The 25,783-nt window shown below is 69.2% G+C and carries 26 protein-coding genes and 1 tRNA gene; 15 read left to right on the top strand and 12 right to left on the bottom strand.

Going from position 1 to position 25,783, the window contains the following annotated elements:
* Positions 1-52: 52 nt before the first annotated feature.
* The 3 genes from ACIN94_RS13105 to cysS form a co-directional block, all read right to left on the bottom strand.
* Positions 53-125, bottom strand: a tRNA-Thr gene (locus ACIN94_RS13105).
* 118 nt (positions 126-243) lie between these two features.
* Positions 244-1,221, bottom strand: a complete 978-nt coding sequence (gene rlmB, locus ACIN94_RS13110; protein WP_400704147.1) for a 23S rRNA (guanosine(2251)-2'-O)-methyltransferase RlmB — start codon at positions 1,219-1,221, stop codon at positions 244-246.
* 23 nt (positions 1,222-1,244) lie between these two features.
* Positions 1,245-2,645, bottom strand: coding sequence for a cysteine--tRNA ligase (gene cysS, locus ACIN94_RS13115; protein WP_400704150.1), 1,401 nt, complete (start codon positions 2,643-2,645; stop codon positions 1,245-1,247).
* Positions 2,646-2,886: 241 nt separating this feature from the next.
* Between cysS and ACIN94_RS13120 the strand changes: the two genes are divergently transcribed.
* Complete coding sequence (locus tag ACIN94_RS13120; RefSeq protein WP_400704153.1) at positions 2,887-4,446, top strand: hypothetical protein; 1,560 nt, start codon at positions 2,887-2,889, stop codon at positions 4,444-4,446.
* A gap of 174 nt (positions 4,447-4,620) precedes the next feature.
* Here ACIN94_RS13120 and ACIN94_RS13125 read toward each other — a convergent pair whose 3' ends face one another.
* The 4 genes from ACIN94_RS13125 to ACIN94_RS13140 form a co-directional block, all read right to left on the bottom strand.
* Entirely contained in the window at positions 4,621-4,887 is a 267-nt protein-coding gene (locus tag ACIN94_RS13125) for a GlsB/YeaQ/YmgE family stress response membrane protein (RefSeq protein ID WP_400704156.1), read from the bottom strand.
* A 93-nt stretch (positions 4,888-4,980) separates the two neighbouring features.
* On the bottom strand, positions 4,981-5,247 hold the full coding sequence (locus ACIN94_RS13130) for a GlsB/YeaQ/YmgE family stress response membrane protein (RefSeq protein ID WP_400704159.1): 267 nt from the start codon (positions 5,245-5,247) through the stop codon (positions 4,981-4,983).
* A gap of 163 nt (positions 5,248-5,410) precedes the next feature.
* On the bottom strand, positions 5,411-5,893 hold the full coding sequence (gene ispF / locus ACIN94_RS13135) for a 2-C-methyl-D-erythritol 2,4-cyclodiphosphate synthase (protein WP_400704162.1): 483 nt from the start codon (positions 5,891-5,893) through the stop codon (positions 5,411-5,413).
* Between the two features lie 17 nt (positions 5,894-5,910).
* Entirely contained in the window at positions 5,911-6,393 is a 483-nt protein-coding gene (locus ACIN94_RS13140) for a CarD family transcriptional regulator (protein WP_012887713.1), read from the bottom strand.
* Between the two features lie 251 nt (positions 6,394-6,644).
* On the opposite strand from ACIN94_RS13140, the gene ACIN94_RS13145 reads away from it, so the two are divergent.
* The gene (locus tag ACIN94_RS13145) at positions 6,645-7,217 is read left to right on the top strand and encodes a copper chaperone PCu(A)C (RefSeq protein ID WP_400704167.1); all 573 of its coding nucleotides are present in this window, start codon (positions 6,645-6,647) and stop codon (positions 7,215-7,217) included.
* 72 nt (positions 7,218-7,289) lie between these two features.
* Here ACIN94_RS13145 and ACIN94_RS13150 read toward each other — a convergent pair whose 3' ends face one another.
* Both ACIN94_RS13150 and ACIN94_RS13155 read right to left on the bottom strand, forming a co-directional pair.
* Complete coding sequence (locus ACIN94_RS13150; RefSeq protein WP_400704170.1) at positions 7,290-7,979, bottom strand: response regulator; 690 nt, start codon at positions 7,977-7,979, stop codon at positions 7,290-7,292.
* Positions 7,976-9,154, bottom strand: a complete 1,179-nt coding sequence (locus ACIN94_RS13155; protein WP_400705070.1) for a sensor histidine kinase — start codon at positions 9,152-9,154, stop codon at positions 7,976-7,978. Before ACIN94_RS13155 ends, ACIN94_RS13150 begins: the two co-directional genes overlap by 4 nt.
* Positions 9,155-9,312: 158 nt before the next feature.
* Here ACIN94_RS13155 and phoU point away from each other — a divergent pair, with 158 nt between their 5' ends.
* Positions 9,313-9,972 (top strand): phosphate signaling complex protein PhoU, encoded by a 660-nt coding sequence (gene phoU / locus ACIN94_RS13160; RefSeq protein WP_400704173.1) that lies wholly within the window; start codon positions 9,313-9,315, stop codon positions 9,970-9,972.
* A gap of 140 nt (positions 9,973-10,112) precedes the next feature.
* Here the strand turns inward: phoU and ACIN94_RS13165 are convergent, their stop codons facing one another.
* Genes ACIN94_RS13165 through mshA form a run of 3 tightly spaced genes read right to left on the bottom strand, consistent with a single transcriptional unit; the run spans position 10,113 to position 12,685 of the window.
* Complete coding sequence (locus tag ACIN94_RS13165; protein WP_400704176.1) at positions 10,113-10,856, bottom strand: phosphoglyceromutase; 744 nt, start codon at positions 10,854-10,856, stop codon at positions 10,113-10,115.
* A 56-nt stretch (positions 10,857-10,912) separates the two neighbouring features.
* Positions 10,913-11,392, bottom strand: coding sequence for a YbjN domain-containing protein (locus tag ACIN94_RS13170; RefSeq protein WP_400704179.1), 480 nt, complete (start codon positions 11,390-11,392; stop codon positions 10,913-10,915).
* A gap of 9 nt (positions 11,393-11,401) precedes the next feature.
* Positions 11,402-12,685 (bottom strand): D-inositol-3-phosphate glycosyltransferase, encoded by a 1,284-nt coding sequence (gene mshA, locus ACIN94_RS13175; protein WP_400704182.1) that lies wholly within the window; start codon positions 12,683-12,685, stop codon positions 11,402-11,404.
* A gap of 99 nt (positions 12,686-12,784) precedes the next feature.
* Here mshA and ACIN94_RS13180 point away from each other — a divergent pair, with 99 nt between their 5' ends.
* The 12 genes from ACIN94_RS13180 (at position 12,785) to ACIN94_RS13235 (ending at position 25,729) form a co-directional block, all read left to right on the top strand.
* Complete coding sequence (locus ACIN94_RS13180; RefSeq protein ID WP_400704185.1) at positions 12,785-13,522, top strand: SDR family oxidoreductase; 738 nt, start codon at positions 12,785-12,787, stop codon at positions 13,520-13,522.
* A 1-nt stretch (position 13,523) separates the two neighbouring features.
* Positions 13,524-14,342 (top strand): class I SAM-dependent methyltransferase, encoded by an 819-nt coding sequence (locus ACIN94_RS13185; protein ID WP_400704188.1) that lies wholly within the window; start codon positions 13,524-13,526, stop codon positions 14,340-14,342.
* A 169-nt stretch (positions 14,343-14,511) separates the two neighbouring features.
* Positions 14,512-14,868, top strand: coding sequence for a BlaI/MecI/CopY family transcriptional regulator (locus tag ACIN94_RS13190; protein WP_400704191.1), 357 nt, complete (start codon positions 14,512-14,514; stop codon positions 14,866-14,868).
* Positions 14,865-15,791, top strand: a complete 927-nt coding sequence (locus tag ACIN94_RS13195) for a M56 family metallopeptidase (protein WP_400704194.1) — start codon at positions 14,865-14,867, stop codon at positions 15,789-15,791. The genes ACIN94_RS13190 and ACIN94_RS13195 overlap by 4 nt, the downstream gene beginning before the upstream one ends.
* 69 nt (positions 15,792-15,860) lie before the next feature.
* Positions 15,861-16,388 (top strand): helix-turn-helix domain-containing protein, encoded by a 528-nt coding sequence (locus tag ACIN94_RS13200; RefSeq protein WP_400704197.1) that lies wholly within the window; start codon positions 15,861-15,863, stop codon positions 16,386-16,388.
* A gap of 4 nt (positions 16,389-16,392) precedes the next feature.
* The gene (locus ACIN94_RS13205) at positions 16,393-16,821 is read left to right on the top strand and encodes a hypothetical protein (RefSeq protein ID WP_400704200.1); all 429 of its coding nucleotides are present in this window, start codon (positions 16,393-16,395) and stop codon (positions 16,819-16,821) included.
* 244 nt (positions 16,822-17,065) lie between these two features.
* Entirely contained in the window at positions 17,066-17,392 is a 327-nt protein-coding gene (locus ACIN94_RS13210; protein WP_400704203.1) for a DUF2516 family protein, read from the top strand.
* A gap of 49 nt (positions 17,393-17,441) precedes the next feature.
* The gene (locus tag ACIN94_RS13215; protein WP_400704206.1) at positions 17,442-17,993 is read left to right on the top strand and encodes a GNAT family N-acetyltransferase; all 552 of its coding nucleotides are present in this window, start codon (positions 17,442-17,444) and stop codon (positions 17,991-17,993) included.
* Between the two features lie 105 nt (positions 17,994-18,098).
* Positions 18,099-19,103 carry a LacI family DNA-binding transcriptional regulator gene (locus ACIN94_RS13220; protein WP_400704209.1) on the top strand — a complete coding sequence of 335 codons (1,005 nt, stop codon included), beginning with the start codon at positions 18,099-18,101 and terminating at the stop codon, positions 19,101-19,103.
* On the top strand, positions 19,090-20,502 hold the full coding sequence (locus ACIN94_RS13225; RefSeq protein ID WP_400704212.1) for a protein kinase: 1,413 nt from the start codon (positions 19,090-19,092) through the stop codon (positions 20,500-20,502). Before ACIN94_RS13220 ends, ACIN94_RS13225 begins: the two co-directional genes overlap by 14 nt.
* Before the next feature lie 298 nt (positions 20,503-20,800).
* On the top strand, positions 20,801-22,378 hold the full coding sequence (locus tag ACIN94_RS13230) for a cellulase family glycosylhydrolase (protein WP_400704215.1): 1,578 nt from the start codon (positions 20,801-20,803) through the stop codon (positions 22,376-22,378).
* 432 nt (positions 22,379-22,810) lie between these two features.
* Positions 22,811-25,729: a glycoside hydrolase family 48 protein gene (locus ACIN94_RS13235; RefSeq protein WP_400704218.1), complete on the top strand. Its 2,919-nt coding sequence runs from the start codon at positions 22,811-22,813 to the stop codon at positions 25,727-25,729.
* The last annotated feature ends 54 nt before the right edge of the window (positions 25,730-25,783 follow it).

Genomic DNA, 25,783 nt, shown 5'->3' on the forward strand with positions numbered 1-25,783 from the left:
TACGGACGAGAAAAGGCCCTCCGGGATCACCCTGGAGGGCCTTTCACCTGCGAGCCGACGAGGGGAATCGAACCCCTGACCTTCTGTTTACAAGACAGATGCTCTGCCGATTGAGCTACGTCGGCATGGTCGTCTGATGATTCTAGTCGGCTTATGGCCCGCCCGTCACCGAGGTGACGGATCGAGAAGGGTAAGCCGGACGGGCGGGGCGTGCTCCGTGGTGGGGAACCACGGAGCAACGTCCTAACGACGGCGGTGGCGGGAGACCTCGTAGAGGGCGATGCCGGCGGCGACGCCCGCGTTGAGGGACTCGGCGGCGGCGCTCATGGGGATGCGGACGACCAGGTCGCAGGATTCGCGGACCAGGCGGGACAGGCCCTTGCCCTCGGAGCCCACGACGACGACCAACGGACCATCGAGGAGGTTGGCGTCGCCGAGCTCGACCGTGCCCTCGCCGTCCAGGCCGATCACGAACAGGCCGGCCTCGCGGTAGTCGCGCAGGGCCGAAGTCAGGTTGGCCGCGCGGGCGACCGTCATGTTGGCCAGCGTTCCCGCGGAGGTCTTCCAGGCGCCGCCCGTGACCCCCGCCGAACGGCGGGAGGGGATGAGCAGCCCGTGCGCGCCGAAGGCGGTGGCGGAGCGGGCGATGGCGCCGAGGTTGCGCGGGTCGGTGACGCTGTCGAGGGCCACGATCAGCGGCACCTCGGCGGCGTCCTGGGCGATGGTGACCAGGTCCTCGGGGTGGGCGTATTCGTAAGGCGGGATCTGCAGGGCCATGCCCTGGTGGATCGCCCCTTCGGTGAGGCGGTCGAGCTTCTCCCTGCCGACCTCCAGCATCGCGATGCCCCGGTCGGCGGCGATCCGGACGGATTCCTTGACCCGGTCGTCGTTGTCGATACGCAGGGCGACGTAGAGGGTGCTGGCGGGCACACCGGCCCGCAGCGCCTCCACGACGGGGTTGCGGCCACCGATGTATTCGGGGGCGTCTTCGCTCCGCCTGGCGCGGACCGGGGTGCGCGGCGAGGCCGAGGAGGACCGGCCGCCGGTCCTCTCCTCGCGATCGATCCGCTCCGTGCGTGCCTTGTCCTTGTGCCAGTGCCGCATGTGCGCCGGCGGGGTCGCCCCCTTGCCCTCCAGACCACGGCGGACGTTGCCGCCGGTGCCCTTGGTCGGACTCTTCTTCTTCGCGGGTCGCCCGGACCCTCTACCCCCACCAGCCATGCTGTCTAGAGTACGGCCTGCTTTTACCTCGACAGTTCCCAACGGGGACCTTGGGGGGTGTCCTCCACGAGAATCCCGGCTCGGGCGAGTTGGTCGCGGATGCTGTCGGCCGCCGCGAAGTCCTTACGGCCGCGGGCCGCCTGACGCTGCTCCAGAGCCACGCTGACCAGCGCGTCGATGGTCGAGCGCAGGCCTCCCGCGTCACCGCCCGAGGAGTGCCACTGCTCCGAACGCGGGTCCAGACCGAGCACGTCGAGCATGTTCTGCGTCTCGGCCAGCAATCTGGCGACCTGCTCCTTGTTGCCGTCCGCCAGAGCGACGTTGCCCTCGCGGACCACCTCGTGCACCACGGCGAGTGCCTGCGGGGTGCCCAGGTCGTCGTCGAGCGCGTCCACGAACGCCTGGGGCAGCGGGGCGTGCGCGTCCACATCGTGGATGACCTCGGCCGCCCGGGTGACGAAGCCCTCGATGCGCTGGTAGGCCGAGGCGGCCTCGTACAGCGCCTCCTCGGAGTATTCGATCGCCGAGCGGTAGTGCGGGGCCGCGAGATAGTAGCGGAGCTCGACGGGGCGGACCTTCTTGATCACCTCGGGGATCAGCAGGGAGTTGCCGAGCGACTTGCTCATCTTCTCCGCACCGATCTTGAGCATGCCGTTGTGCATCCAGTAGCGCGCGAAACCGTCACCGGCCGCCTGCGACTGGGTCAGTTCGTTCTCATGGTGCGGGAAGATCAGGTCGACGCCGCCACCGTGGATGTCGAAGGTCGGCCCGAGATACTTCGTCGCCATGGCGGAGCACTCCAGGTGCCAGCCGGGACGTCCACGGCCCCAGGGCGTGGGCCAGGTCGGCTCGCCGGGCTTCTCGCCCTTCCACAGGGCGAAGTCGCGCGGGTCCCGCTTGCAGGAGTCGGTGTCGGTGTCACCGGCGGCCCGCATGTTCTCGAGCCTCTGGTTGGACAGCGAGCCGTACCGGTCGGCGTAGGACATGACGTCGAAGTAGACGTCACCGTCGGCGGCGTAGGCGTGGCCGGCCGCGATCAGCCGCTCCATCAGCTCGATCATCTCGGGCACGTGGCCGGTGGCCCTCGGCTCGACGGTCGGCGGAAGGCAGCCGAGCACCTCGTAGGCCCAGTTGAAGGCGCGCTGGTTGCGCTCGGCGACGACGAACCATGGCACACCCTCGGCCGCCGCGACCCTAATGATCTTGTCGTCGATGTCGGTGACGTTCCGGCAGAAGGTCACCTCGTAACCCGAGCGGATCATCCAGCGGCGCAACACGTCGAAGTTGACGCCGGAGCGGATATGCCCGATATGCGGAGGAGCCTGCACGGTGGCACCACACAGGTAGATCGACGCCCGGCCGGGTTCGACCGGAACGAAATCACGGATCGTACGTACGCTGGTGTCGTATAGGTGCAGGCTCACGAAAGAAAGGCTAACGCCTCGCCTCACCTCACAAGCCGGGTTGCGACACGTTGAAGTTGCCCTGGGATGTCTTTTGTCATCATTAACGGTGAATATCGTTACTGATCATCCATGGGATGGACCGTGCCACGGGACCCGTGAATGATCAACTGTGCAGGTAGACCCGCTCGGCGGTGAGGCGCACGGTCAGATCTGGCTCCATCGATCATGTTAAGTGCCGATTATGTAGGCTCAAGAGGCCATGGACGTCAAATCCCCCGCGGCGGCAGACCCGGTCTCCCGCCCGTCCTCGAACCCGCCCCCACCCGTTGAGCCGGACCGGGTCGCCCGCGCCCTGCGCGGCGCCGGGATCGCCGCCGCCGGAGTCGGCGTGGCCGCGCTCACCGCCGCCGCGTGCGTGCTGTCCTTTGAGGACCTGCGTGCCTTTGCCGTCGCCGGCGAAGCAGACCAGAGACTCGCCTACCTCTATCCGGCGGCCTTCGACGCGCTGTTCGCCATTGCGATGATCAGTGTCCTGCTGCTGCGGGGCGGCCGGTGGCCGGTCCGCCTGCAGGCGGGAGTGATCCTGACGCTGCTGCTCGTCGCCGCGGCCGCCGTCGAGGTGACCACGGCACTGCGGGCCACGGTGGACGTACGGCAGGCGGCTGTCGTGGTGGCCGTGGCGCCGTGGGCGATGCTGGCCCTGGCCCTGTGGCTCTGGCTCCTGCTGATCAAGCATGCCGCCACCCGGCGGGTCGCCGCCGACGCGGCGACAGCGAGCCACGGCCGTGACATCGTGCCGTTCTCGGACGCCGACATGCCGACCGCGGAGTACCCGGCCCATCGCGGCCGGCCCGCGCGCCCAGCGGCAGAGCCCGCCCAGGCCGTCCAGACCACCGCTCCGGCGACGGCACACTCTGCCCCGGCCGTCCAGCTCTCCCACGCCGAGGTCGTGCTCGACCCCCAGGCCGCCCCTCCCCTGGAGTCAGCGCCCCACCACGACCTCCCGCCCGGCGTGCCGGTGGTCGGTCCCACCGCCGCCCCGGAGACTCCCGAGGTCGACGAGCTTCCCGAGCGCCCTGCCGCCCCCGCATCCTCTGAACGCCGTACGACCACTGAGCACCCCGCCACGCCCGAAGCGGTTCCTGCTCCTGAACCCGCTCCTGAACACACTCCCCTGCGGGAGAAGCCCGTGCGCTGGGGCGACCTGGTCCGGCCCAGTCAGGAAGATCTGCTCGTCCATCCGCCCCGCCCCGCCGTACAAGGGGGAGCGGTGCGGGAGGGACGGCCCGGGCCCGAGGGCCGGGTCAGCGAGCGGGTGGAGACCTGGGACGCGGACACGGAGCCCGCGAGGAAGGGCGCAGAGCCTTCGCAGGAGGACGCGGCACCCGCGCGGAAGGGCGCAGAGTCCTCACGGGAGGGTACGGAGCCCGTGCGGAAGGGCGTACAGCCCTCACGGGGGAGCACAGGGCCCTCGCGGAAGAGAGATCGGAAGCGGAAGGGCGAGATCGACGACCGCGACGTCGACACTCAGCCGATCCCGACGATGTCGGAGCAGACGACGCCGGAGCAGATGGTGTCGGAACAGATGGTGTCGGAGCAGATGGTGTCGGAGCAGCCGCCGGGCGGGGCATCACCGGATCCGGTGCACGGCGCCGAGGCCGCCGATCACGAGGAGAGCCCCGCGCGGGTGACCGCCAGGCCGGAACCTCAGGCCGAGCAAGCAGGGGAGACGGATGGCGGCTCCGGATCGAACGGCGAGGACACGACGCCCCCGCCCTCGATGCGGGTACGCAGCACGCCCACCCCGCCGGAGGTGTGAGCCGCCGCGCGGCGGACTGCCGGCGCCGTCCGAACGTGGCCATCCGGCCGGAACCCGCTCGGTCTCCGGCCGGAGATCGAGCGGGTCTTCCTGGGAGACGGGGACATCGCCGGTGCCCCCGCCGACCGGCATGCAGAGCCTCGGTGGAGTCACCGGGGTGGTTCACTCCGGTGTCTAGGCCTTGGACCGCCTGAGGCCGGCGACGAGGCCGACACCGACCATGGCCAGGACGACCTGCATGACGAGCTCGATCCAGTCGATGCCGTCGGTGGTGGCCACGTTGAAGGCCTGGGCGATCGCGGTACCGATGAGGGCGGCGACGATACCGACGATGATGGTCAGTATCCATCCGATCGGCTGCCGCCCGGGAAGCAGAAGGCGGCCGAGAGCGCCGATGACGGCGCCGATGACGATGGCGCCCAGCACGGATGCGATGGTCATGTCATCAACCTCCCCGTGAGGTGACCTTCACTCTCACGAGGAGATGACTACCCTCCAGGTCAGGGATATTCCTGGTAATGGCAAAATTTCGACTCAGTGCGCCTTCTTCGCCTGCATCTGCACCACGAGCAGCACTCCGATCACCGCCAGCGCGAGTTGGATGAGGTGCTCCCACCAGCTGATGCCTCGTGCGTTGACGAGGCCGAGCAGGCCCGCGATGAGTGTGCCGATGAGCGCGGCGACGATGCCGACAACGAGCGTCATACCTATCGAAAGCTTCTGCCGCCCGGGAATGATGAGGCGTGCCAACGCCCCGATGATGGCTCCGATAATGATCGCGGAGATAATCGATCCAATCATGCCTTGCTCCCCCAGTGACGAGACATGGTCAACAGGGAGTTACCCAGGACATTCATAGATCATTCAGAAAAAGGAGGTGGCCCGTACCGCGCCAGTAACAGGCCACCGCCTCGAATGTGTCGGCGAGCATTCCACACCGCCCGCCGGAACGCTTCCGCGTTCCTTATGAGAAGACGCCTGAAGCCGGGTTCTGGTTCACCACGATCGCGGTCGCAACGGCCGCCACGCCCTCGTCACGTCCGGTGAAACCCAGACCGTCGGTCGTGGCGGCGCTGACGCTCACGGGTGCCCCCACGGCGGCGCTGAGCGCCTTCTCGGCCTCCGCGCGGCGAGGTGCCATCTTCGGCCGGCTCCCGATGACCTGGACGGCCACGTTGCCGATCTCGAAGCCGGCTGCGCGCACTCTGCGGGCGGTCTCCTCCAGCAGGGTGGCGCCGGAGGCCCCTGCCCAGCGAGGATCGGAGGTGCCGAATACCCCGCCGAGGTCGCCCAGACCCGCCGCGGACAGCAGCGCGTTGCAGGCGGCGTGAGCGGCGGCGTCGCCGTCGGAGTGCCCGTCAAGGCCCGTTTCGCCTGGCCAGTGCAGGCCCGCGAGATGCAACTCGCGCCCGGATGCGAACGGGTGGACGTCGACTCCGACGCCCACCCGTGGAAATGTCGTGTTCAGGAGTTGAGAACCTCGTCGAGTAGGGCCTCGGCCTTGTCCTCGTTGGTCTTCTCGGCGAGCGCGAGCTCGCTGACCAGGATCTGCCGGGCCTTGGCCAGCATTCGCTTCTCTCCTGCGGAGAGCCCGCGTTCCTTGTCTCGTCGCCACAGGTCGCGAACGACCTCGGCCACCTTGTTGACGTCACCGGACGCCAGCTTCTCCAGGTTGGCCTTGTAGCGGCGGGACCAGTTCGTGGGCTCTTCGGTGTGAGGCATGCGGAGCACGTCGAAAACGCGCTCCAGGCCCTCTTGGCCAACGACATCGCGAACACCCACGAGTTCGGCGTTGTCAGCCGGCACCTGGACGGTCAGGTCGCCCTTGTCGACCTTGAGAACCAGGTAGGTCCTTTCCTCACCTTTGATGGTTCGGGTCGTAATTGCCTCGATCCGAGCAGCCCCGTGGTGGGGGTAGACGACAGTGTCGCCGACCTGGAAAGTCATGTGACAAGTACCCCTTCCGCTGTACTCAAGAGTACCACGTATCCACAGCCTCTCGGAACAGTGAAATCACCATAACTGCAGGTCAAAGCGGCATTTAAGGGCTTGACAAGGACCGGACTCTATGAATCAAGGAGGAGAAAAGGGTTCATGACCTGCGTTACCCGGCTCCCGATGATCAGTGGCCCGCCGGAAAACCTGGCAAAGGTCACGGATAGGGTTGGTACTGCCCTACCTCATGTGTGACAAGGAGAATGCACGCCGTGACCCGCAACCGCCGTCACTGGGCGATCGCCGCCGCCGCGTTCCTCGCAGCCGCCCCGGTTCTGGCCGGCTGTGGTGCCGGATTCGACGCGATTACCAACACGCCCTATTCCCCCACTGAGGCGCTCACCGCCAAGGTCAAGGGAATCAACGTCGCCCAGGCGTTCTTCCTGGGCCCTGACTCCGGCGCGACACTCCCCGCTGGAGGGGCGACCCCGCTCTACCTTTCGTTGGTGAACTCCAACCAGGCGGATGACCGGCTCCTCGGCGTCGGCGTCGACCCGGCCGTCGGCACAGCGAAGGTCACCGAACCGGTCGACCTCCCCTTCCAGAAGCTGGTGAGCATCGGCAAGCCCACCCCCACGATCCTGATCGAGGGGCTGCAGAAGCCCCTCGCGGGCGGGGAGAGCATCGACGTGCAGCTGCAGTTCGCCAACGCCGGCCTCGTCCCCCTCACGATCCCGGTCGTCACCCGTAGCCGTGAGTTCACTCAGCTCCCGCAGGCTCCGAGCGCCGCGCCGGCGCCCTCCGCCACCGCGGAGCAGGCCGAGGGCGACCAGTAGGACGCGGAAGGTGAGGGGGTACGGCCCGCGGGCCGTACCCCCTCACCCGGAAAGCCCCTCACCCAGGGAGCCTCAGTCCTCGACGGGGTCGAACTTGTATCCCAGTCCTCGGACGGTGAGAATGCAGCGCGGGTTGGAGGGGTCGGACTCGACCTTGGAGCGCAGCCGCTTGACGTGCACGTCCAGGGTCTTGGTGTCGCCCACGTAGTCGGCACCCCAGACCCGGTCGATGAGCTGGCCGCGGGTGAGCACCCGGCCGGCGTTGCGCAGCAGTACCTCAAGCAGCTCGAACTCCTTCAGGGGGAGCTGAATCTGCGCACCGCGGACCGCGACGATGTGGCGGTCCACATCCATCCGGACCGGCCCGGCGCTCAGTACGGCCGTCTCCAGTTCCTCCACGTCGCCCTGACGGCGTAGCACCGCGCGGATCCGCGCCACCAGCTCTCTCGACGAGAACGGCTTGGTCACGTAGTCGTCCGCGCCGAGTTCGAGCCCGACGACCTTGTCGATCTCGCTGTCCTTGGCGGTGAGCATGATCACAGGGACGTTGGAACGCTGGCGGAGGGAGCGGCAGACCTCGGTTCCGGGCAGGCCGGGCAGCATCAGGTCAAGCAGCACCAGGTCGGCCCCGTTGCGGTCGAACATGTCCAGCGCCTCGGGGCCGGTGGTCGCGACCGCGACCTCGAAACCCTCCTTGCGCAGCATGTATGACAGGGCGTCGGAGAACGATTCCTCGTCCTCGACAACAAGTACGCGAGTCATTGCGCGGCCTCCAGAGGGATCGTGGTACCGGGTACGGCTACCGCCATGCCGCCGAAGGCGGGCAGGCGGAGGGTGAAGGTGGAACCGGAGCCTTCCTTGCTCCACACGGTGACCTCACCGTTGTGGACGACGGCGACGTGCTTGACGATGGCCAGGCCGAGGCCCGTGCCACCGGTCGCACGTGAGCGGGCGGCGTCGACGCGGAAGAAGCGCTCGAAGATCCGTTCCTGGGCGCCCTCGGGGATGCCGATCCCCTGGTCACTCACGCTGATCTCGACGGACTCGTTGTGCGCGCCCGCCGGACGCGCGCTGACCACGACCCGGGTGTGCTCGGGGCTGTAGGCCACGGCGTTGTCGATGAGGTTGCGGAGCGCGGTGACGAGAAGCTCGTCGTCGCCCCATATCTGCAGGCCCTCGGCGCCGCCGGCGACGAGCGTGATGTCCTTGGCCGCCGCCGTGGTGTTGCAGCGGTCGATGGCCTCGTGCACGGCGTCGTCGACCGGGACCGGGCAGGGAGTGGGGATGGGCTCGGCTCCCTGGATCCTGGAGAGCGTGATGAGGTCCTGGACCAGGTAGGTGAGGCGGGCTGCCTCGTGCTGCATGCGCCCCGCGAAACGGGTCACCGCCTCGGGGTCGTCGGCGGCGTCCTGGATGGTCTCCGCCAGCAGCGACAGCGCGCCCACCGGCGTCTTGAGCTCGTGGCTCACGTTGGCGACGAAGTCACGGCGCACCGCCTCGACGCGCCGGTGCTCGGTCTGGTCCTCGGCGAGCACGAGAACCTGGCCGTAGGACCCCAGAGGAGCGACTCTGACCGCGAAGTTGGTCGAGTCCTGGCCGAACTTGTGCCCGGCCATCTCGATCTCGCTCTCGCGGATCTCACCGTCCCTGCGCACCCGCCTGGCTATCGCGAGCAGCTCGGCCACCATCAGGTGCTCCCCCTTGACCAGGCCGAACGCCCGTGCGGCCGAACTGGCCCGCAGCACCCGGTCCTCCTTGTCGAGCACGACCGCCGAGGACGGCAGTACGGCCAGCACCGAGGCGACCCCCTGCGGCAGCGCACCGGGCTCGACATCGTCCACCGGTGTCATCATCTTCCGCTGGCCCGTATTCTGGCGGACGACCAGCACGGCCAGCGCCCCCACGACGAAACCGGCCAGCGCGGCCAAGCTCGCCATCAGCTCACTCACGTGATCCTCCTGTCGGCTTCACGCCCTCGATGGTAGGCGCGGGTTTCGCCGTTCAGGCTGCTCAAAAGGGCATGACCATTGCCTTTCCCACAAAGTTCACTCTACGGTCGAGGTTCGTTCACTGTCGCGCGCGTACGTTAAGGACCATGCGCGACGCCTACCACGAAGAACTCGATGCCCTCACTGACCGGCTGGTCGAGATGACCCGCCTGGTGAGATCGGCGATCTCCCGGGCCACCACGGCCCTGCTCGACGCCGACCTTCAGCTCGCGGAGAGCGTCATCTCCCAGGACGAGGAGGTCGACCGGATCTTCGCGGAGATCGAGGCGTCGATCTTCGATCTGATGGCCCGGCAGCAGCCGGTGGCCGGGGACCTCCGGACGATCGTGGTGGCCCTGCGGATGGGCACCGACCTGGAGCGGATGGGCGACCTGGCCGAGCATGTGGCCAAGGTCACCCGGCTGCGCCACCCGGAGTCGGCGATCCCCCCGGAGATCCGCTCCACCATCCTGGAGATGGGTCAGATCGCCGAGCGCCTGATCACCAAGACGGGCAGCTGCATCGCCTCGCGCGACGTGGAGTCCGCCCTGGAGCTGGAGGCGGACGACGACGCGATGGACCGGCTGCACCGCAGGCTGTTCAAGGTCCTGATGGCCGACGACTGGAAGTACGGCGTCGAGCCGGCCATCGACGTGACGCTGATCGGCCGCTACTACGAGCGCTACGCCGACCACGCGGTCCGCGTCGCCCAGGACGTGGTCTACCTGGTGACCGGCTCCCGGACACACGACGTCGACTTCCGGTGAGGTCGGCGGGCCGATGAGGGCCCGCCGGACACGACGACGGGCCGTCTGCGAAGACGCGCCATCAGGGAGAAGGAAGGGCCTGCCGGCTCCGGCGGGCCCTTTCCTCTCGCGGTACCCGGGTCGCGGTACCCGGGCCCGGTCTACTTGCCCTGGTTGGCCACGGCCTTGATGGCGGCCTTGGCGGCCTCGGGGTCGAGGTACAGGCCGCCCTTGGTGACCGGACGGAAGTCGTCGTCCAGCTCGTAACGGAGCGGGATGCCGGTGGGGATGTTGAGCCCGGCGATCTCGTCGTCACCGATCCCGTCGAGGTGCTTGACCAGCGCACGCAGCGAGTTGCCGTGCGCGACGACCAGGACGGTCCGGCCCGCCGACAGGTCCGGCACGATCTGGTCGTACCAGTACGGCAGCATGCGGTCGACGACGTCCTTGAGGCATTCGGCCCTCGGCAGCAGCTCGTCCGGCAGCGACGCGTAGCGCGGGTCGCCGATCTGCGAGAACTCGTCGTCGTCGGCGAGCGGGGGCGGCGGGGTGTCGTAGGAGCGGCGCCAGAGCATGAACTGCTCGTCGCCGAACTCGGCGCGCGTCTGCGCCTTGTCCTTGCCCTGCAGCGCGCCGTAGTGGCGCTCGTTGAGCCGCCAGGAGCGGGTGACGGGCAGCCAGAGCAGGTCGGCGGCGCCCAGCGCCAGGTTGGCCGTCTGGATCGCCCGGCTCAGCACCGAGGTGTGAACCACGTCGGGCCGCACTCCGGCTTCGAGCAGCAACCGTCCGCCGCGCCGCGCCTCCTCCTCGCCCTTGACCGAGAGCCCCGCGTCCACCCATCCGGTGAACAGGCCCTTGGCGTTCCATTCACTCTCACCATGCCGCAGCAGCACCAAAGTCGCCATGCGGACAAGCTTAGTGGGCGGTCCGTCCGGTGCCCGGGGCGGCAGACCGGACGACCTCAGCGCCCGGGGTCGGCGAACCGGGCGAATGCCTGGAGGTTGGCGAGCGACTCCCCGCGCTTGGCACGCCACTCCCACTCCCGCCGGATCGAGGAGGCGAAGCCCAGCTCCAGCGCCCGGTCGAAGCCCTCGTCGGAGTAGGTGAGCACGCAGCCGAGCAGCCGGTCGATCTCGTCTTCGGAGACCGCCGCCAGCGGGACACGGCCGACGAGGTAGACGTCGCCGATCGGGTCGAGGGCGAAGTGCACGCCGTACGTGGAGCCGTTCCTGGTCAGCAGCCAGCGGTAGAACTCGGCGTGGTTCTCGTCGGGCTGGCGGCAGAAGAACGCCTCCACGTGCAGGGCGTGGTCGCCCACGATCAGCCATGTCATGGTCGCGAGCTTGTGCTGGCCGGGGAGCTTCGCCAGGAAGGCCCCCGGTCTGGGCTCCTCGTAGGAGACCTCCGCGCCCTCCAGCGCCGCCCTGATCACTTCACGCATGCGCCCAGCCTACGAGCAGACCGCGATCGGGGTGCGGTGCACGTTCGCCATCGCCTCCGCGTATACGTCCGCGAGGCGGGCCGCGGTGGCCGACCAGCCGAAGGCCGCGGCCTGGGCCACCGCCCCCGCCGAGAGCGAGTCCCGCCAGGCCGGCCGGTGCACGAACCGGCCGAGCACCCGCGCCCAGTCATACGGGTCGTGGCCCTCGACGAGCACGCCGGAGACACCGTCGCGTACGGCGGTGCGCAGGCCGCCCACGGACGCCGCGGCGACCGGCGTGCCGCAGGCCTGGGACTCCAGGGCGACCAGGCCGAACGACTCGTTGTGCGAGGGGACCACCGTCACGTCGGCCGCGCGGTACCAGTCGGCCAGTTCGTGCTGGGGTGCCGGGGGGACGATCCTGACCACGTCCGGGATGCCCAGGGAGACGGCCAGGTCGGTGAGGTAGGAGGGCCGGGCCCGGCCGTTGCCGCTGGGACCGCCGACGCAGGCGACGACGAGCCTCGACCGGAGCGAGGGGTCGTCGACGAGCATCCGGGCCGCGGCGCGCAGCAGCACGTCGGGGCCCTTGAGCGGCTGCACCCGGCCCACGAACAGCAGCACGTGGGCGTCCTGCGGCAGCGCGAGCCGGTGGCGGGCAGCGCCTTTGGACGCGGGCTGGAAGACCGTGAGGTTCACCCCGGGGTTGACGACCTGGACGCGGCCGGGGTCGGCGCCGTACAGGTCGATGAGCTCCTGGGCCTCGGTCGGCGTGTTGGCCACCAGCCGGTCGGCCACCTGGACGACCTGCTCCTCGCCCAGCACGCGGGCGGTCGGCTCGGGCTTGTCGTCCTCGGCGAGCAGGAGGTTCTTGACCTTGGCCATCGTGTGCATGGTGTGCACCAGCGGCACGCCCCAGCGCTCCTTGGCCAGCCAGCCCACCTGGCCGGAGAGCCAGTAGTGGGAGTGGATCACGTCGTAGTGGCCCGGGTCGTACATGGCCTCGGTCCGCAGCACGCCCGAGACGAAGCTGCAGAGCTGGCCGGGCAGGTCGCCCTTGTCGAGCTCCTCGTACGGCCCCGCGGTGACGTGGCGGACCGAGACGCCGGGGGCGAGTTCGGCGACCGGTGGCAGGTCACGGGATGTCTGCCGGGTGAAGATCTCGACCTCCACGCCAAGCGTGGCCAGACGTTTGGCCGCCTCCACGATGTAGACGTTCATGCCGCCCGCGTCTCCGGTCCCCGGTTGGTCCAGGGGGGACGTGTGCATGCTGATCGTCGCGACCCGGTTGACCCGCCGTCGCCTCACCGACACCACCTCCGAGGGGGATTTAACCCTCCCCGACTTCGTAATATTCCCGTCATGTGGACGCACCGGACCGGGCAGAACGAGGTCCTGGCAGGATTGAGGGCCATGAACAGGACAGCAGTGGTGACGGGTGCCAGCAGCGGGATCGGCGAGGCGACGGCCCGCCGTCTGGCCGCGGAGGGCTTCGACGTGGTGGCCGCCGCGCGGCGCCGGGACCGGCTGGACAGGCTGGCCGCCGAGGTGCCCGGGATCCGCGCGGTGACCCTGGACGTGACCTCCCAGGAGTCGGTCGACGAGCTCGCCGCCTCCCTGGACCGCTGCGACGTGCTGGTCAACAACGCCGGCGGCGCGATCGGCCTGGAGCCGGTGGCGAGCGGGGACGTGGCCGACTGGCAGAAGATGTACGACGTCAACGTGCTGGGCGCGCTCCGCGTCACCCAGGCGCTGCTGCCCCGTCTCATCGCGTCGGGCGACGGCGTGCTGGTGATGCTGACCTCGGTCGCCGGCCTGGTCTCCTACGAGGGCGGCGGCGGCTACAACGCGGCCAAGCACGCCCAGACATCCATGACCGAGGTGCTCAGGCTGGAGCTGTGCGGCGAGCCAGTCCGGATCATCGAGGTCGCCCCCGGCATGGTCCACACCGAGGAGTTCGCCCTCAACCGCTTCCGTGGCGACTCCGCCGCCGCCGGCCGCGTCTACCAGGGCGTCCCCGACCCGCTCTCCGCCGACGACGTGGCCGACGCCATCGCCTGGTGCGTCACCCGCCCCGCCCACGTGAACATCGACCGCCTGGTCATCCGCCCCCGCGCCCAGGCCGCCCAGCACAAGATCCACCGCGTCTGACATGCCGAAACCGATCGGGGCGATCACCAGGGGGACGACGGGGCACAACCGGCTGCGGCGGGCCGACCGGTGGACCACCGCCGTCCACGGCCGTCTGCTGCGCTCGGCGGACCGTCCGCTGGTGGTCGACCTCGGCTACGGGGCCTCGCACACCACGACTCTGGAGCTGTTCCTGCGGCTGCGGAAGGTCTGTCCCACGGTCGAGGTCGCCGGCATCGAGATCGACCCGGCCAGGGTGGCGGCGGCGAGGCCGTACGAGCGCCCGGGGCTCTCCTTCGCGCTGGGCGGATTCGAGCTGCCGGTGAACCGGCCGCCCCTGCTGGTCCGGGCGTTCAACGTGCTCAGGCAGTACGGCGAGGCCGAGGCGTGGGACTACTGGGCGATGCTCCGGAGGCGGATCGCGCCGGGCGGGGCGATCGTCGAGGGCACCTGCTCGGAGGTGGGTCACCGCGCGGTCTGGGCCGGGCTCGACGGTTCCGGTCCCCGGACGCTGACCTTCTCCGCCCGGTTCGACGCCTTCGAACGCCCTTCCGACCTGGCCGAACGGCTGCCCAAGACGTTGATCCACCGCAACGTCCCCGGCGAGCCCGTCCATGCCTTCCTGCGCGACTTCGACCACGCGTGGGCGGTCAACGCCCCCCTGGGCCCGTACGGCTCCCGCCAGCGGTGGGTCGCCGCCGTGCGGACGCTCTCCGGGACCTGGCCCGTGGTGGACCGCCCTCCGCTCGGCGGGCCAGCCCGCTGGAGGCTCGGCGAGCTCACGCTCCCCTGGGCGGCCGTCGCCCCCGCTGATTCCGATATGTCAGGCTTGTCCCGATGAAGCCAGCCCATGTCCGGACTGCGCTCCATGGCGGATCTCGGCCTCACCCCGTTCGCCGGACGGGCCTCCGGCGTCGGAACGCCGTCTAACACTGGGAATCTCCACCGGTCCGGGAAACTCGACAGCCCGTAGTACTACCCCTCGTGGTGTGGGAGCTAGGCTTGTTCCCGTGAAGGGTCTCGGCGAGTTGGAACGCAGCATCATGGACGTCATCTGGGCACAGCACTCCGCGGTGACCGCGCGCGAGGTCGGGCGTCTCATCGCCGACCGCGATCTCGCGCCCACGACCGTGATGACCGTGCTCGACCGGTTGACCCGCAAAGGGTTCCTGCACCGCACCCGCGACGGGCGCGCGTGGCGGTACGAACCGGCGGAGAGCCGCGACGCATACATCGCGGAGCTTATGCTTGAAGCACTCGATCTGACCGGGGACCGGTCGGCCGCCCTTACCCGATTCGCCCAGGCCGTCTCCGGAAACGAGGCCGAGATTCTGCGCAGAGCCCTGACGGAGCTGGAGGACGAGTGATAACCGCGGCAGCCCTGGCGATACTCGCCTTGGTCTGCGCGGCTGGAGCCTGGCAGTTCACCCGGGCACGGTGGACCTACCGTGCTCCGCACGTGGCCATCGTCCTGTGGCAGGCGCTCGGCGTCACCTGGGGCCTGGCCGGAACCGGCGCGCTGCTCGCCTATGCCCTGGAGCCCTACGGTCAGGGCGTGCTGCATGGTCTCCGTGCCTTCGCCGTCTCCGCGAGCGGCAACGGGGACGGCCCGCTCGAACCCTACGACCTGCCGAGGATCGTGGCCCTCGTCGCCGGACTGACCGCGCTCGCCGTGCTTGTCACGGTGCTCCTGAGCGCGGGGGCGCAGACGCTCCGCGCCCGGCACCGCCACCGCCTCCTGCTCACCCTCATCGCCCGCGACGACCCCGAGATCCCCGGGGTGCTGGTGGTCGACCACCCGGGCGCCACCGCCTACTGCGTGCCCGGCCTCCGCTCCCAGGTCGTCGTCAGCGCGGGCACCCTGAAGCTGCTCTCCTCCGAGGAGCTGACCGCGGTGCTCGCCCACGAGACCGCGCACGTCCGTGAGCGTCACGACCTGGTGCTGCTCCCCTTCGCCGCGCTGCGCCGGGCGCTGCCCTGGTCGCGGCTTATTGCGACCGTGCAGGACGAGGTCAGCCTGCTGGTGGAGATGGCCGCCGACGACTACGCCCGCCGCTACTGCTCCCCCCGCCACCTGGCCACCGCCCTGCTCCGTTTCGGTACGGCGGGCTCCGTGCCGACCCCGAACGGAGCGCTGGGCGCGGCCGGCTCCTCCTCGGCGGTGATGGCCCGGGTCGAGCGCCTCATCACTCCGGGCCCGGACCTGTCCCGCCGGATCCGCTACGGCATCGTCGCCTTCTCCGTCGTACTGACCGCCTCCGCCCCGCTGCTCTGGTTGATCCCGCATTAACCCATTCTTTGCTTGCAGTTGTTAATCACCCTGTTTGCAGTTGCAAGCAGTGTGGTGCAGACTGAAGGCATGGCACTACCCAAGGTCGGCTCGATCGGCGAATACATCCGCGAGCAGCGCACGCAGGCGAAGATCTCCCTGCGTCAGCTCGCCAGCGCGGCGGGGGTCTCCAACCCCTACCTCAGCCAGATCGAGCGGGGACTGCGCAAGCCCAGCGCGGAGATCCTGAACCAGATCGCCAAGGGACTGCACATCTCCTCACAGGCGCTGTACGTCCAGGCGGGGCTCATCGAGGAGCGCGAGCCGGACAGCGACGTGCTGACCGCGATCAGGACCGACCACCTCCTCACGGAGCGCCAGCGCCAGGTGCTGATCGACATCTACGAGTCGTTCCGCAAGGAGAACCAGAACGGGACTCCGGAAGCGGAAGCGCAGACCTCCCGGAAAACCCATCCCGCGCCGGAGTCCCACGGGGGCGACACCGGCTCTTCACCGGACGACGAGGCACCGCTGCCCGAGGAGTATCTCACCGCGCTGAAGCCCTACGCGGCCCCCGCGGACAGCGGTCCCGTCACATCGGAATCCAAGGAAGGTTGAATCCATGACTCTCGCTACCGAAGTCAAGAAGCTCGCCGACTCCAAGCCGTTCTATGCCGCCGCCGGCGTCGGCGACCTCGCCGCGGAGAAGCTCCGCGAACTTCCTGAGCAGATCCATAGGCTGCAGGGACACCGCGAGGAGATCCGCGAGGCCGCCAAGAGCCTGCCCGAGAAGGCCCGCGGCTACGCCAAGAACCTCCCCGAGAAGGCCCGCGGCTACGCCAAGGACCTGCCCGAGAAGGCCCGCGGCTACGCCGACCAGTTCACCGGCAGGGCCGTCAAGCTCTACGAGGAGTTCGCCAGCCGCGGCCGCAAGGCCGTCTCCAAGGCCAGCAGCGAGGCGGCTCTGGAACTGGAGGAGGTCTCCGAGACGGCCGAGCCCACCAGGAAGAACAGCCGTGCCCCGAAGAGGACCTCCACCCGGAAGTCCTGAGCCGGGGCCTTCAGGTGCGCCCGCATGGCATGGCTCCGGCCGGCACGTGCGGACGTCACGTGACCCGGTGGGGCGCTCACCCCGCGGAGAACCCGCCCCGGCGACGCCGGGGCGGGTTCCCTTCCGTCCGCCTCCCCCTCCGCCCGCGCCGTACGGCGAGCACGCACGGGATCGAGGACGACGCGAAGGGTGCTTTCGGCATTAGGCTGGCAGGCAGCAGCGAGGCGAGCGTGTTGGAGAGAAGATGATCCAGATCCACGGCGTTCTGAACCTGATCTTCTGGGTCCTGGCCATCGGCGTGTTCGCCCTGTCGGCCTGGGCTCTTCTGCACGCCCTGAGAACCCCGGCGCGGGCGTTCGCGGTCACCGGGAAGCAGAGCAAGAACCGCTGGCTGATCATTCTCGGCCTGGCGACGCTGTTCGGGTTCGCTGCCGCGGTGCAGTACGTCAGCGTGCTGAGCATCTTCACGATCGCCTCCGTCATCGCCTCGGGCATCTACCTGGCCGACGTGAAGCCGGCCGTCAGCGAGATCGGCAAGGGCGGCAACCAGGGCCCCTACGGCCCCTGGTGAAACAATGGGCTTGCCCGCGCGCGGCCGGCCCGGATAGACACTCCGGGTGATGTTCACGAACAAGCCCACCCTGTCCGGGGAGCGCGTGACGCTCCGCCCCGTCGGCCCCGAGCACGTCGACGGGCTCTGGGAGCTCGTCAGCGATCCGGAGAGCAAACGCCTGACCGGCTCGCACGGGACGATCGACTACGAGACGGCCAAGATCTGGTACGGCTCGCGCGGCGACCACGACGACCGGCTGGACCTGGCGATCTGCGCCGCCGACGACGACACCTACGTGGGCGAGATCGTGCTCAACGAACTCGACCCGCACAACCTCTCCTGCAACCTCCGCATCGCCCTGGTCGGCCCTCGCGCGTTCGGCAGAGGCTACGGCACCGAGGCGATCCGCCTGCTGCTCGACCACGTCTTCGCCACCACCGAACTACACCGGGTCGGCCTGGAGGTGTTCGACTTCAACGACCGGGCCGCCCACGTGTACCGCAAGGTGGGCTTCGTCGAGGAGGGCGTGCGCCGCGACGCCCTGCGCCAGGACGGCCGGTGGCACGATTCGATCATCATGTCGGTGCTCGCTCCTGACTGGACTGTCAGAAGCATTTGACTTACATGTAGCGATTTTAAGGAAACATCTTTTGGCACTTCCGAAACAGTGCTACGTTCACTGGGAGCGCTCCCACCTGTGCGGAATCTTGGTGTGGAGGAAGTTATGCCTGATCTACCCACACTTGCCCAGGTCGCGGCAGAAGCAGGGGTCTCCCCTGCCACCGCCTCCCGGGTAATCACCGGTTCAGTCCGGGTCAGCACATCGACCCGCAGACAGGTGCATGACGCGATCTCGCGTCTCGGCTACGTACGGCACCGCGCGCCCCGGGGCGGGGCCGGCCGCCGGTCCGACCAGGTCGTGGCCATCGTGGTCTGCGAGCCCGCGCATCGACTGTTCACCGAACCCTTCTACGCGAGGATGATCACCGCGGCGGAGGAGGTGCTCATCAGCCACGGCGTGCCGCTCACGGTGATGACGGCCACCGCCGCCACCTCCACCATCGCCACGCCACCACTCGTCGCCGGAGGAGTGGACGGGGTCCTGCTGATCGGCGCGCGAGATCGGCATCCCCTCGCGGTGACCCTGGCCGCGTCCGGCATTCCCGTGCGGAGCGCGGGCCGACCGCCGGACGGCATCGACCTCCCCCACGTCGACATGGACAACCGCGACGGCGGCAGGCAGGCCGCGGAGCACTTCCTCCTCGGCGGCCGGCGGGCCATCGGCGTCATCGCGGGACCGCCCGGACTGCCCGCGGCACGGGACCGGCTCGACGGCTTCGTCCAGATGCTCGCCATGGCCGGGATGACCGGCGTGCCGGTGGCCTACGGCGACTTCACCCACTCCTCGGGGGTGCACGGTATGCAGTGGCTGCTGCGCCGGATGCCGCACGTCGACGCCGTGTTCGCCGCCTCCGACGTGATGGCGGCGGCGGCCATCCAGACCCTGCGCCGCACCGGGCGCCGGGTGCCCGAGGACGTGGCCGTGATCGGCTTCGACGACGCCCCCATCGCCCGGCGGACCTCCCCCACGCTCACCACCGTCCGCCAGCCCGTGGAGGAGTTCTCCGCGCTCGCCACCCGGCTGCTGCTGCTCTCCATGACCTCGACCGAACTCATGAAGAACAACCCGACGCTCCCCACTGAGCTGGTGGTCCGTGAGTCCGCCTGAGCCCGGCGGACTCCGCGCGGGAGAGCTGCTCACCCGCAGATACCTGTTGCTCGAGCCGATCGCGTGGGGCGGCATGAGCGTCATCTGGCGGGCTTTCGACCAGTCCCTGCAGCGGGTGGTCGCGGTCAAGCTGCTGGACGGCGAACTCGGCGCCGACCGCGGGCGCCGTGACCTCATCCGCCGCGAGGCCCGCGCCACCGCGAGGCTCATCCATCCCGACGCGATCGAGGTGTACGACTACGGGGAGACGGTGACCTCGCACGGCCGCCTCGCCGCCTACGTGGTCATGCGCCTGCTGGACGGACGCCCGCTGTCCGACCGGATCTCCGAGGGCCCGCTGCCGTGGGCGGAGGCGGCGCTGATCGCCGCCCGGCTGGCCAACGTGCTGGCCACCGCCCACGAGCGGGGCATCGTCCACCGCGACGTCACCGCCGAGAACGTGCTGCTGACCGCGGACGGCGCCAAGCTGCTCGACTTCGGCATCGCGGCGTTCATCGGGGAGGACGGCGACGACGACGCCTCCGACTACGGCACGCCTCCCTACGTGGCGCCCGAGCGGCTGACCAGCATGACCGCCGACCCGGCGAGCGACGTCTACGCGCTCGGCGTGCTGCTCTTCGAGATGCTCACCGGCAGCACGCCGTACCCGGAGCGGACCTGGGAGGAGATCGAGAACGTCCGGCGGGTGGGACCTCCGCCCGCCGTCTGCGCTCCGGGGCTGCCCGCCGGGGTCGCCGCGCTGTGCCGGAGCTGTCTGTCTCAGGAACCGGAGGCCCGGCCGAAGGCGCAGGAGATGGCCAACGGCCTCACGGCCGCGCTGGCCGGAGCCCACGGCACCACGGCCGCCCTGCTCCTGCGCTGGACGGCGGTCACGGTGGTCGCGGTGCTGTTCCTGGGAGCCCTGGCGTGGAACCAGCTCGCCGCCGCCCCCGGAGGGCGGCCGGACCCCGGCACGGCCCTCGGAGCCACCTCGGCCATCACCCCCACCCCCACCCTCACCCCGGTCCCGGCCCCGGCCCTCGGTTCCCCCGTGCCCCTCGCGCCGGCCACGCCCCCGGAGGGGGGCCGTGACCTGGCCACCCCTCAGGTCGTCCAGACCGAGAACGCCCCGCGCACACCTCCCTGGGTGAAGACGGTCCGGTCGTCGCTGCCGACGCTCAGCCAGAGTGTGCGGCGCTTCAACGCGCTGCTGGCCGAAGGGGAGGGCCGGGGCGGGATCCGTCCCGACGTGGCGCTGGACCTGCGGCAGGTGCTGGCCAACAGCCTCTGCTGCTCCCGCGACCTCACCTCGATCCAGGGGAAGATCGCCGACCGGCACCGCGAGGGCGCGCTGTCCGACGAGTTCCGCCTGGCCCTGGAGACGCAGCTCAAGCTCGTGGCGGTCGCCCGGGCCGGATGAGCGGAACGCCGCACGGAATCGGGACGCACGGAAGCGGCGGCTCGACGTGGGTGATCTCCGCTTCCGGCGATGTCGAACGGCCGGGTGGGACGTGAAACTTTCACGGGACACGACGGGGGCGGAAGCCGTACAAGGCCGAGCTAGAGGGGGTCGCGCGCCCTCGACGGACCCGGACCGCCCGGCGGGGTGGTTGACGGTAACCCCGTGTGCGCCGAAGCATGAAAGACGCGACCGGCCGCAACTTTCGATCGCGGGGAACCCACCCCGCGACCAGATCCCATCCCCGAAGGGCATCTTGATGAAAGTCCTGCGTGTTCGCAGGTGGTCGGCGGCGCTCGCGGCGCTCGTGACCGCCTCGGCGCTGGCGGTCGCGATCGGCTCCTCCCCCGCGGCTGCGGCGGGTGGAACCGGCACCGGCTACCTGCACACCTCCGGCAACAAGATCGTTGACAGTACGGGGGCGACAGTCCGGCTGACCGGCATCAACTGGTTCGGCATGGAGACCGACAACAAGACGTTCCACGGGCTGTGGTCGAGCAACCCGTGGAAGGGCCAGATCGACAAGATGGCCTCGCTCGGCTACAACACCCTGCGCGTGCCGTTCTCCAACGACGCGCTCAAGCCGGGCGCGGTCGCCACCAGCATCAACGACTACGTAAACCCCGACCTGGTCGGCAACACCCCGCTGCAGATCCTCGACAAGGTCATCAACTACGCCGGCAGCAAGGGCATGCGGATCATCCTCGACCGCCACCGCCCCACCGCCGCCGGGCAGTCGGCCCTCTGGTACGTCGGCGCGACGCCGGAGAGCACGTGGATCAACGACTGGAAGGCGCTCGCCCAGCGCTACGCCGGCAACACCACCGTCATCGGCGCCGACCTGCACAACGAGCCGCACGCCGAGGGCACCAACCCGGCCGCCACCGGCGCCTGCTGGGGCTGCGGCGACACCACGCGCGACTGGCGGCTGGCCGCCGAGCGGGCGGGCAACGCGGTGCTGTCGGTCAACCCCAACTGGCTGATCTTCGTGGAGGGCGTGAGCTGCCCGAGCGGCGGCCTGTCCAACATCTGGGACAACGACCCCAGCAACGACGAGGACTGCGGCTGGTGGGGCGGCAACCTCTCCAAGGCCGGCCAGTTCCCGGTGCGGCTCAACGTGGCGAACCGGCTGGTCTACTCCCCCCACGAGTACGCCACCTCGGTCTACCACCAGGCGTGGTTCGACGCCCCGAACTACCCGGCGAACATGCCCGCGATCTGGGACAGGTACTGGGGCTACCTGTACAAGCAGAACATCGCCCCGATCATGATGGGTGAGTTCGGCACCACCCTCCAGGCGGCCGTGGACAAGACCTGGCTCCAGGAGCTGATGAAGTACACGGGCACCGGGGTGAACGGGATGTCGTTCACCTACTGGGCGTGGAACCCCAACTCCGGTGACACCGGCGGCATCGCCAAGGACGACTGGACCACGATCGACCAGAACAAGCAGAACATCCTGCAGCCCTACCTGATCCCGCCGGTCGGCGGTGGCGGTGGCAACCCGACGCCCACCCCGACCCCGACGGTGAGCCCGGCCTCCTGCACCTCGTCGTACAAGCTGACCAACTCCTGGCAGGGCGGCTTCCAGGGCGAGCTGACGCTCAAGAACACCGGCGGCTCGGCGCTCAACAACTGGACGGCCACCTGGTCGATGCCGTCGGGCGTGACACTCGCCAGCGCCTGGAACGCCACCGTCACGACCAGCGGGACCACCTGGACGGCGAAGGGTCCCGACTGGGCGAAGAACCTCCCCGCCGGGCAGTCGGTCATCATCGGCTTCACCGCCAACGGCCCGCAGGGTCAGCCGACCGGCGTCACCTGCTCCGGCTCCTGAGGCAGGCACTTTTCCCGGCTCCCGGGCATCCCCCTCCCCCCTGACTTCCGACTCCCGACCGCCCCCTCTCTCCGCTCTCCTTCCGGCCTTCCCGCCCCTGGCTTCTGACTCCCGGCCCCTGACTCCCGATCCCCGGAGAGGCTCCCGATCCGGGGAGAGGCTCCGGCGACCAACAAAGCAAGCGCTCGGCTCGATGAGGAACTGAATCGTGAAAGTTTCAAGTTCCGGGAATTCGCCCGCGCGGATCGCAGCAGCCTGACGGCATGGCGGGCGAAACGCGGGCGTAACCCGGGCCACACGCCATTGACATCTCGGGGACTGTCTCCAGAATCGTGTTTGGGAGCGCTCCCACCCCCTCTCTTCCCCGCCCTCCCCGGCACGAGGCTTCTACCAGCGGTTTTGTGTCGGCCCCATCCCTGGAGGACCATTTCGATGCCTCAATTCCCGATCAGAGCGGGAGCGCTCCCACGCTTCCGGAGACGGGTCGCCGCGCTGGCGTTGCTCAGCCTGGCGGCCGGAACGGTCACCGCGCTGGCAGCCTCACCCGCACACGCGGCCATCTCCTGTGAGGTCACCTACTCGACCAACGACTGGCCGGGGGGCTTCACCGCCGACATGTCGATCAAGAACCTGGGTGACCCGCTGAACGGCTGGACGCTCGGGTTCACCTTCCCCAACACCTCGCAGCAGGTCACCCAGGGCTGGAGCGCCACCTGGTCACAGAGCGGCCGGAACGTCACCGCCAAGAACCTCGACTGGAACGGCAGCCTGGGCACCGGGGCCTCGACCAACATCGGGTTCAACGGGAGCTGGTCCGGGTCCAACCCCAAGCCGACCAGTTTCACGATCAACGGCGTCACCTGCGGCGGGACCACCGTCAACCAGCCGCCGACCGTCGGCATCACCAGCCCGGCGGCGGGGGCCATCTTCACCGCGCCCGCCACGGTGAACATCGCCGCGAACGCCGCCGACAGCGACGGCACGGTCACCAAGGTCGAGTTCTTCAACGGCACGACCCTGCTGGGCACCGACACCACCGCGCCGTACACCTACAGCTGGACGAACGTGGCCGCCGGCGACTACTCGCTCACCGCGAGAGCGACCGACGACAAGGGCGCCACCACGACCTCCGCCCCGGTCGGGATCAGCGTCCAGGCCAACGCCGCCCCCGCGGTGCTCCTCACCCCGGCCGTACTCCCCGTCCCCAAGGGCGGGACCGCGGACTTCTCGGTCAAGCTCTCCAAGGCCCCGACCGCGAACGTCACGGTGACGACCACCAGGACGAGCGGTGACACCGACCTGACCGTCACGACCGGCGGGACGCGGACCTTCACCCCCACCAACTGGAACACCGCCCAGACGGTCAGGATCGCCGCCGCCCTGAACAGCGACCAGACCTCGGGCAGCGCGGAGTTCACCTCGACCGCCCCCGGCCACACCTCGGCCAAGGCGACGGCAGTCAAGATCGGCGACAACGAGTACATCCAGCGGTTCACCACGCTGTACAACAAGCTCAAGAACCCGGCGAACGGCTACTTCTCGCCGCAGGGCGTGCCGTACCACTCGGTGGAGACCCTGATGGTCGAGGCTCCGGACCACGGGCACGAGACCACCTCCGAGGCCTACAGCTACTACCTGTGGCTGGAGGCGGCCTACGGCAAGGTGACCGGCGACTGGACCAGGTTCAACGACGCCTGGGCCTCGATGGAGAAGTACATCATCCCCTCCACGGCGGACCAGCCGACCAACTCCTTCTACAACCCGTCCAAGCCCGCCACCTACGCCGGTGAGTGGGACGACATCAGGCAGTACCCGTCCAAGCTGGACGGCAACGTCTCCGTCGGTGTGGACCCGCTCGCCAACGAGCTGAAGAGCACCTACGGCACCGGTGACATCTACGGCATGCACTGGCTGCTCGACGTGGACAACACCTACGGCTTCGGCCGCTGCGGCGACGGCACCACCAAGCCCGCCTACATCAACACCTACCAGCGCGGCCCGGAGGAGTCGGTCTTCGAGACCATCCCCCAGCCGTCCTGTGACACCTTCAAGCACGGCGGCCCGAACGGCTACCTCGACCTGTTCACCGGGGACAGCTCCTACGCCAAGCAGTGGAAGTACACCAACGCCCCCGACGCCGACGCCCGCGCCGTCCAGGTCGCCTACTGGGCGCACACCTGGGCCACCGAGCAGGGCAAGGCGTCGCAGGTCGCCTCCTCGGTCGCCAAGGCCGCGAAGATGGGTGACTACCTGCGCTACGCGATGTACGACAAGTACTTCAAGAAGCAGGGCTGCACCAGCACCTCATGTGCGGCCGGCACCGGCAAGGACAGTGCGGCCTACCTGCTGAGCTGGTACTACGCCTGGGGCGGCGCCAACGACAGCTCCGCGGGCTGGGCCTGGCGGATCGGCTCCAGCCACAACCACTCCGGATACCAGAACCCGATGGCCGCCTGGGCGCTGTCCAACGTGGACGTGCTCAAGCCCAAGGGAGCGACCGCCGTACAGGACTGGACCACCAGCACCAAGCGGCAGCTGGAGTTCTACCGCTGGCTGCAGTCGTCCGAGGGTGCGATCGCGGGCGGCGCCACCAACAGCTGGCAGGGCCACTACGCGTCCCCGCCGTCCGGGTCGCCCACCTTCTACGGCATGGCCTACGACTGGCAGCCGGTCTACCACGACCCGCCGTCCAACCAGTGGTTCGGCTTCCAGGCCTGGTCAATGGAGCGGGTCGCGGAGCTCTACTACGCGACCGGCAACGCCGACGCCAAGCTGCTGCTGGACAAGTGGGTCAAGTGGGCGACCGACAACACCACGGTCAACGCCGACGGGACCTACCAGATCCCCTCGACCCTGGTGTGGACCGGCCAGCCCAACACCTGGAACCCGGCCAACCCGAGCGCCAACACCGGGCTGCACGTCAGCATCAGGGACTACACGACCGACGTGGGCGTGGCGGGTTCCTACGCCAAGGTGCTGATGTACTACGCGGCCAAGTCCGGTAACGCCACGGCCAAGACCATCGCCAAGGGTCTGCTGGACGGCATCTGGAAGAACAACCAGGACACCAAGGGTGTCTCGGTGTCCGAGACCAAGGCCGACTACCGCCGCCTCAACGACCCGGTCTACGTCCCGGCCGGCTGGACCGGCAAGATGCCCAACGGCGACGCGATCAACTCCAGCTCCACCTTCATGTCGATCCGGTCCTTCTACAGGAACGACCCGGACTGGCCGAAGGTCGACGCGTTCCTGAAGGGCACCGGCCCCGCGCCGTCCTTCAACTACCACCGGTTCTGGGCCCAGGTCGACGTGGCCGTCGCCCTGGCGGAGTACGGCCGGCTCTTCCCCTGACCGGCCTGACCGGCCTGACCGGCTGATCGGCTGACCGGCCGATCAGCCAGGCCC

It is taken from the genome of Streptosporangium sp. NPDC087985, assembly GCF_044741965.1.
Taxonomy (GTDB): domain Bacteria; phylum Actinomycetota; class Actinomycetes; order Streptosporangiales; family Streptosporangiaceae; genus Streptosporangium.

What these genes read in the sequence shown, in the direction of transcription:
- rlmB (WP_400704147.1), bottom strand. Translation starts at nt 1,221, where the DNA reads ATGGCTGGTGGGGGTAGAGGGTCCGGGCGACCCGCGAAGAAGAAGAGT.
- ACIN94_RS13120 (WP_400704153.1), top strand. Translation starts at nt 2,887, where the DNA reads ATGGACGTCAAATCCCCCGCGGCGGCAGACCCGGTCTCCCGCCCGTCC.
- ACIN94_RS13125 (WP_400704156.1), bottom strand. Translation starts at nt 4,887, where the DNA reads ATGACCATCGCATCCGTGCTGGGCGCCATCGTCATCGGCGCCGTCATC.
- ACIN94_RS13130 (WP_400704159.1), bottom strand. Translation starts at nt 5,247, where the DNA reads ATGATTGGATCGATTATCTCCGCGATCATTATCGGAGCCATCATCGGG.
- ACIN94_RS13140 (WP_012887713.1), bottom strand. Translation starts at nt 6,393, where the DNA reads ATGACTTTCCAGGTCGGCGACACTGTCGTCTACCCCCACCACGGGGCT.
- ACIN94_RS13145 (WP_400704167.1), top strand. Translation starts at nt 6,645, where the DNA reads ATGCACGCCGTGACCCGCAACCGCCGTCACTGGGCGATCGCCGCCGCC.
- ACIN94_RS13150 (WP_400704170.1), bottom strand. Translation starts at nt 7,979, where the DNA reads ATGACTCGCGTACTTGTTGTCGAGGACGAGGAATCGTTCTCCGACGCC.
- ACIN94_RS13155 (WP_400705070.1), bottom strand. Translation starts at nt 9,154, where the DNA reads ATGGCGAGCTTGGCCGCGCTGGCCGGTTTCGTCGTGGGGGCGCTGGCC.
- phoU (WP_400704173.1), top strand. Translation starts at nt 9,313, where the DNA reads ATGCGCGACGCCTACCACGAAGAACTCGATGCCCTCACTGACCGGCTG.
- ACIN94_RS13165 (WP_400704176.1), bottom strand. Translation starts at nt 10,856, where the DNA reads ATGGCGACTTTGGTGCTGCTGCGGCATGGTGAGAGTGAATGGAACGCC.
- ACIN94_RS13170 (WP_400704179.1), bottom strand. Translation starts at nt 11,392, where the DNA reads ATGCGTGAAGTGATCAGGGCGGCGCTGGAGGGCGCGGAGGTCTCCTAC.
- ACIN94_RS13180 (WP_400704185.1), top strand. Translation starts at nt 12,785, where the DNA reads ATGAACAGGACAGCAGTGGTGACGGGTGCCAGCAGCGGGATCGGCGAG.
- ACIN94_RS13185 (WP_400704188.1), top strand. Translation starts at nt 13,524, where the DNA reads ATGCCGAAACCGATCGGGGCGATCACCAGGGGGACGACGGGGCACAAC.
- ACIN94_RS13200 (WP_400704197.1), top strand. Translation starts at nt 15,861, where the DNA reads ATGGCACTACCCAAGGTCGGCTCGATCGGCGAATACATCCGCGAGCAG.
- ACIN94_RS13205 (WP_400704200.1), top strand. Translation starts at nt 16,393, where the DNA reads ATGACTCTCGCTACCGAAGTCAAGAAGCTCGCCGACTCCAAGCCGTTC.
- ACIN94_RS13210 (WP_400704203.1), top strand. Translation starts at nt 17,066, where the DNA reads ATGATCCAGATCCACGGCGTTCTGAACCTGATCTTCTGGGTCCTGGCC.
- ACIN94_RS13215 (WP_400704206.1), top strand. Translation starts at nt 17,442, where the DNA reads ATGTTCACGAACAAGCCCACCCTGTCCGGGGAGCGCGTGACGCTCCGC.
- ACIN94_RS13220 (WP_400704209.1), top strand. Translation starts at nt 18,099, where the DNA reads ATGCCTGATCTACCCACACTTGCCCAGGTCGCGGCAGAAGCAGGGGTC.
- ACIN94_RS13230 (WP_400704215.1), top strand. Translation starts at nt 20,801, where the DNA reads ATGAAAGTCCTGCGTGTTCGCAGGTGGTCGGCGGCGCTCGCGGCGCTC.
- ACIN94_RS13235 (WP_400704218.1), top strand. Translation starts at nt 22,811, where the DNA reads ATGCCTCAATTCCCGATCAGAGCGGGAGCGCTCCCACGCTTCCGGAGA.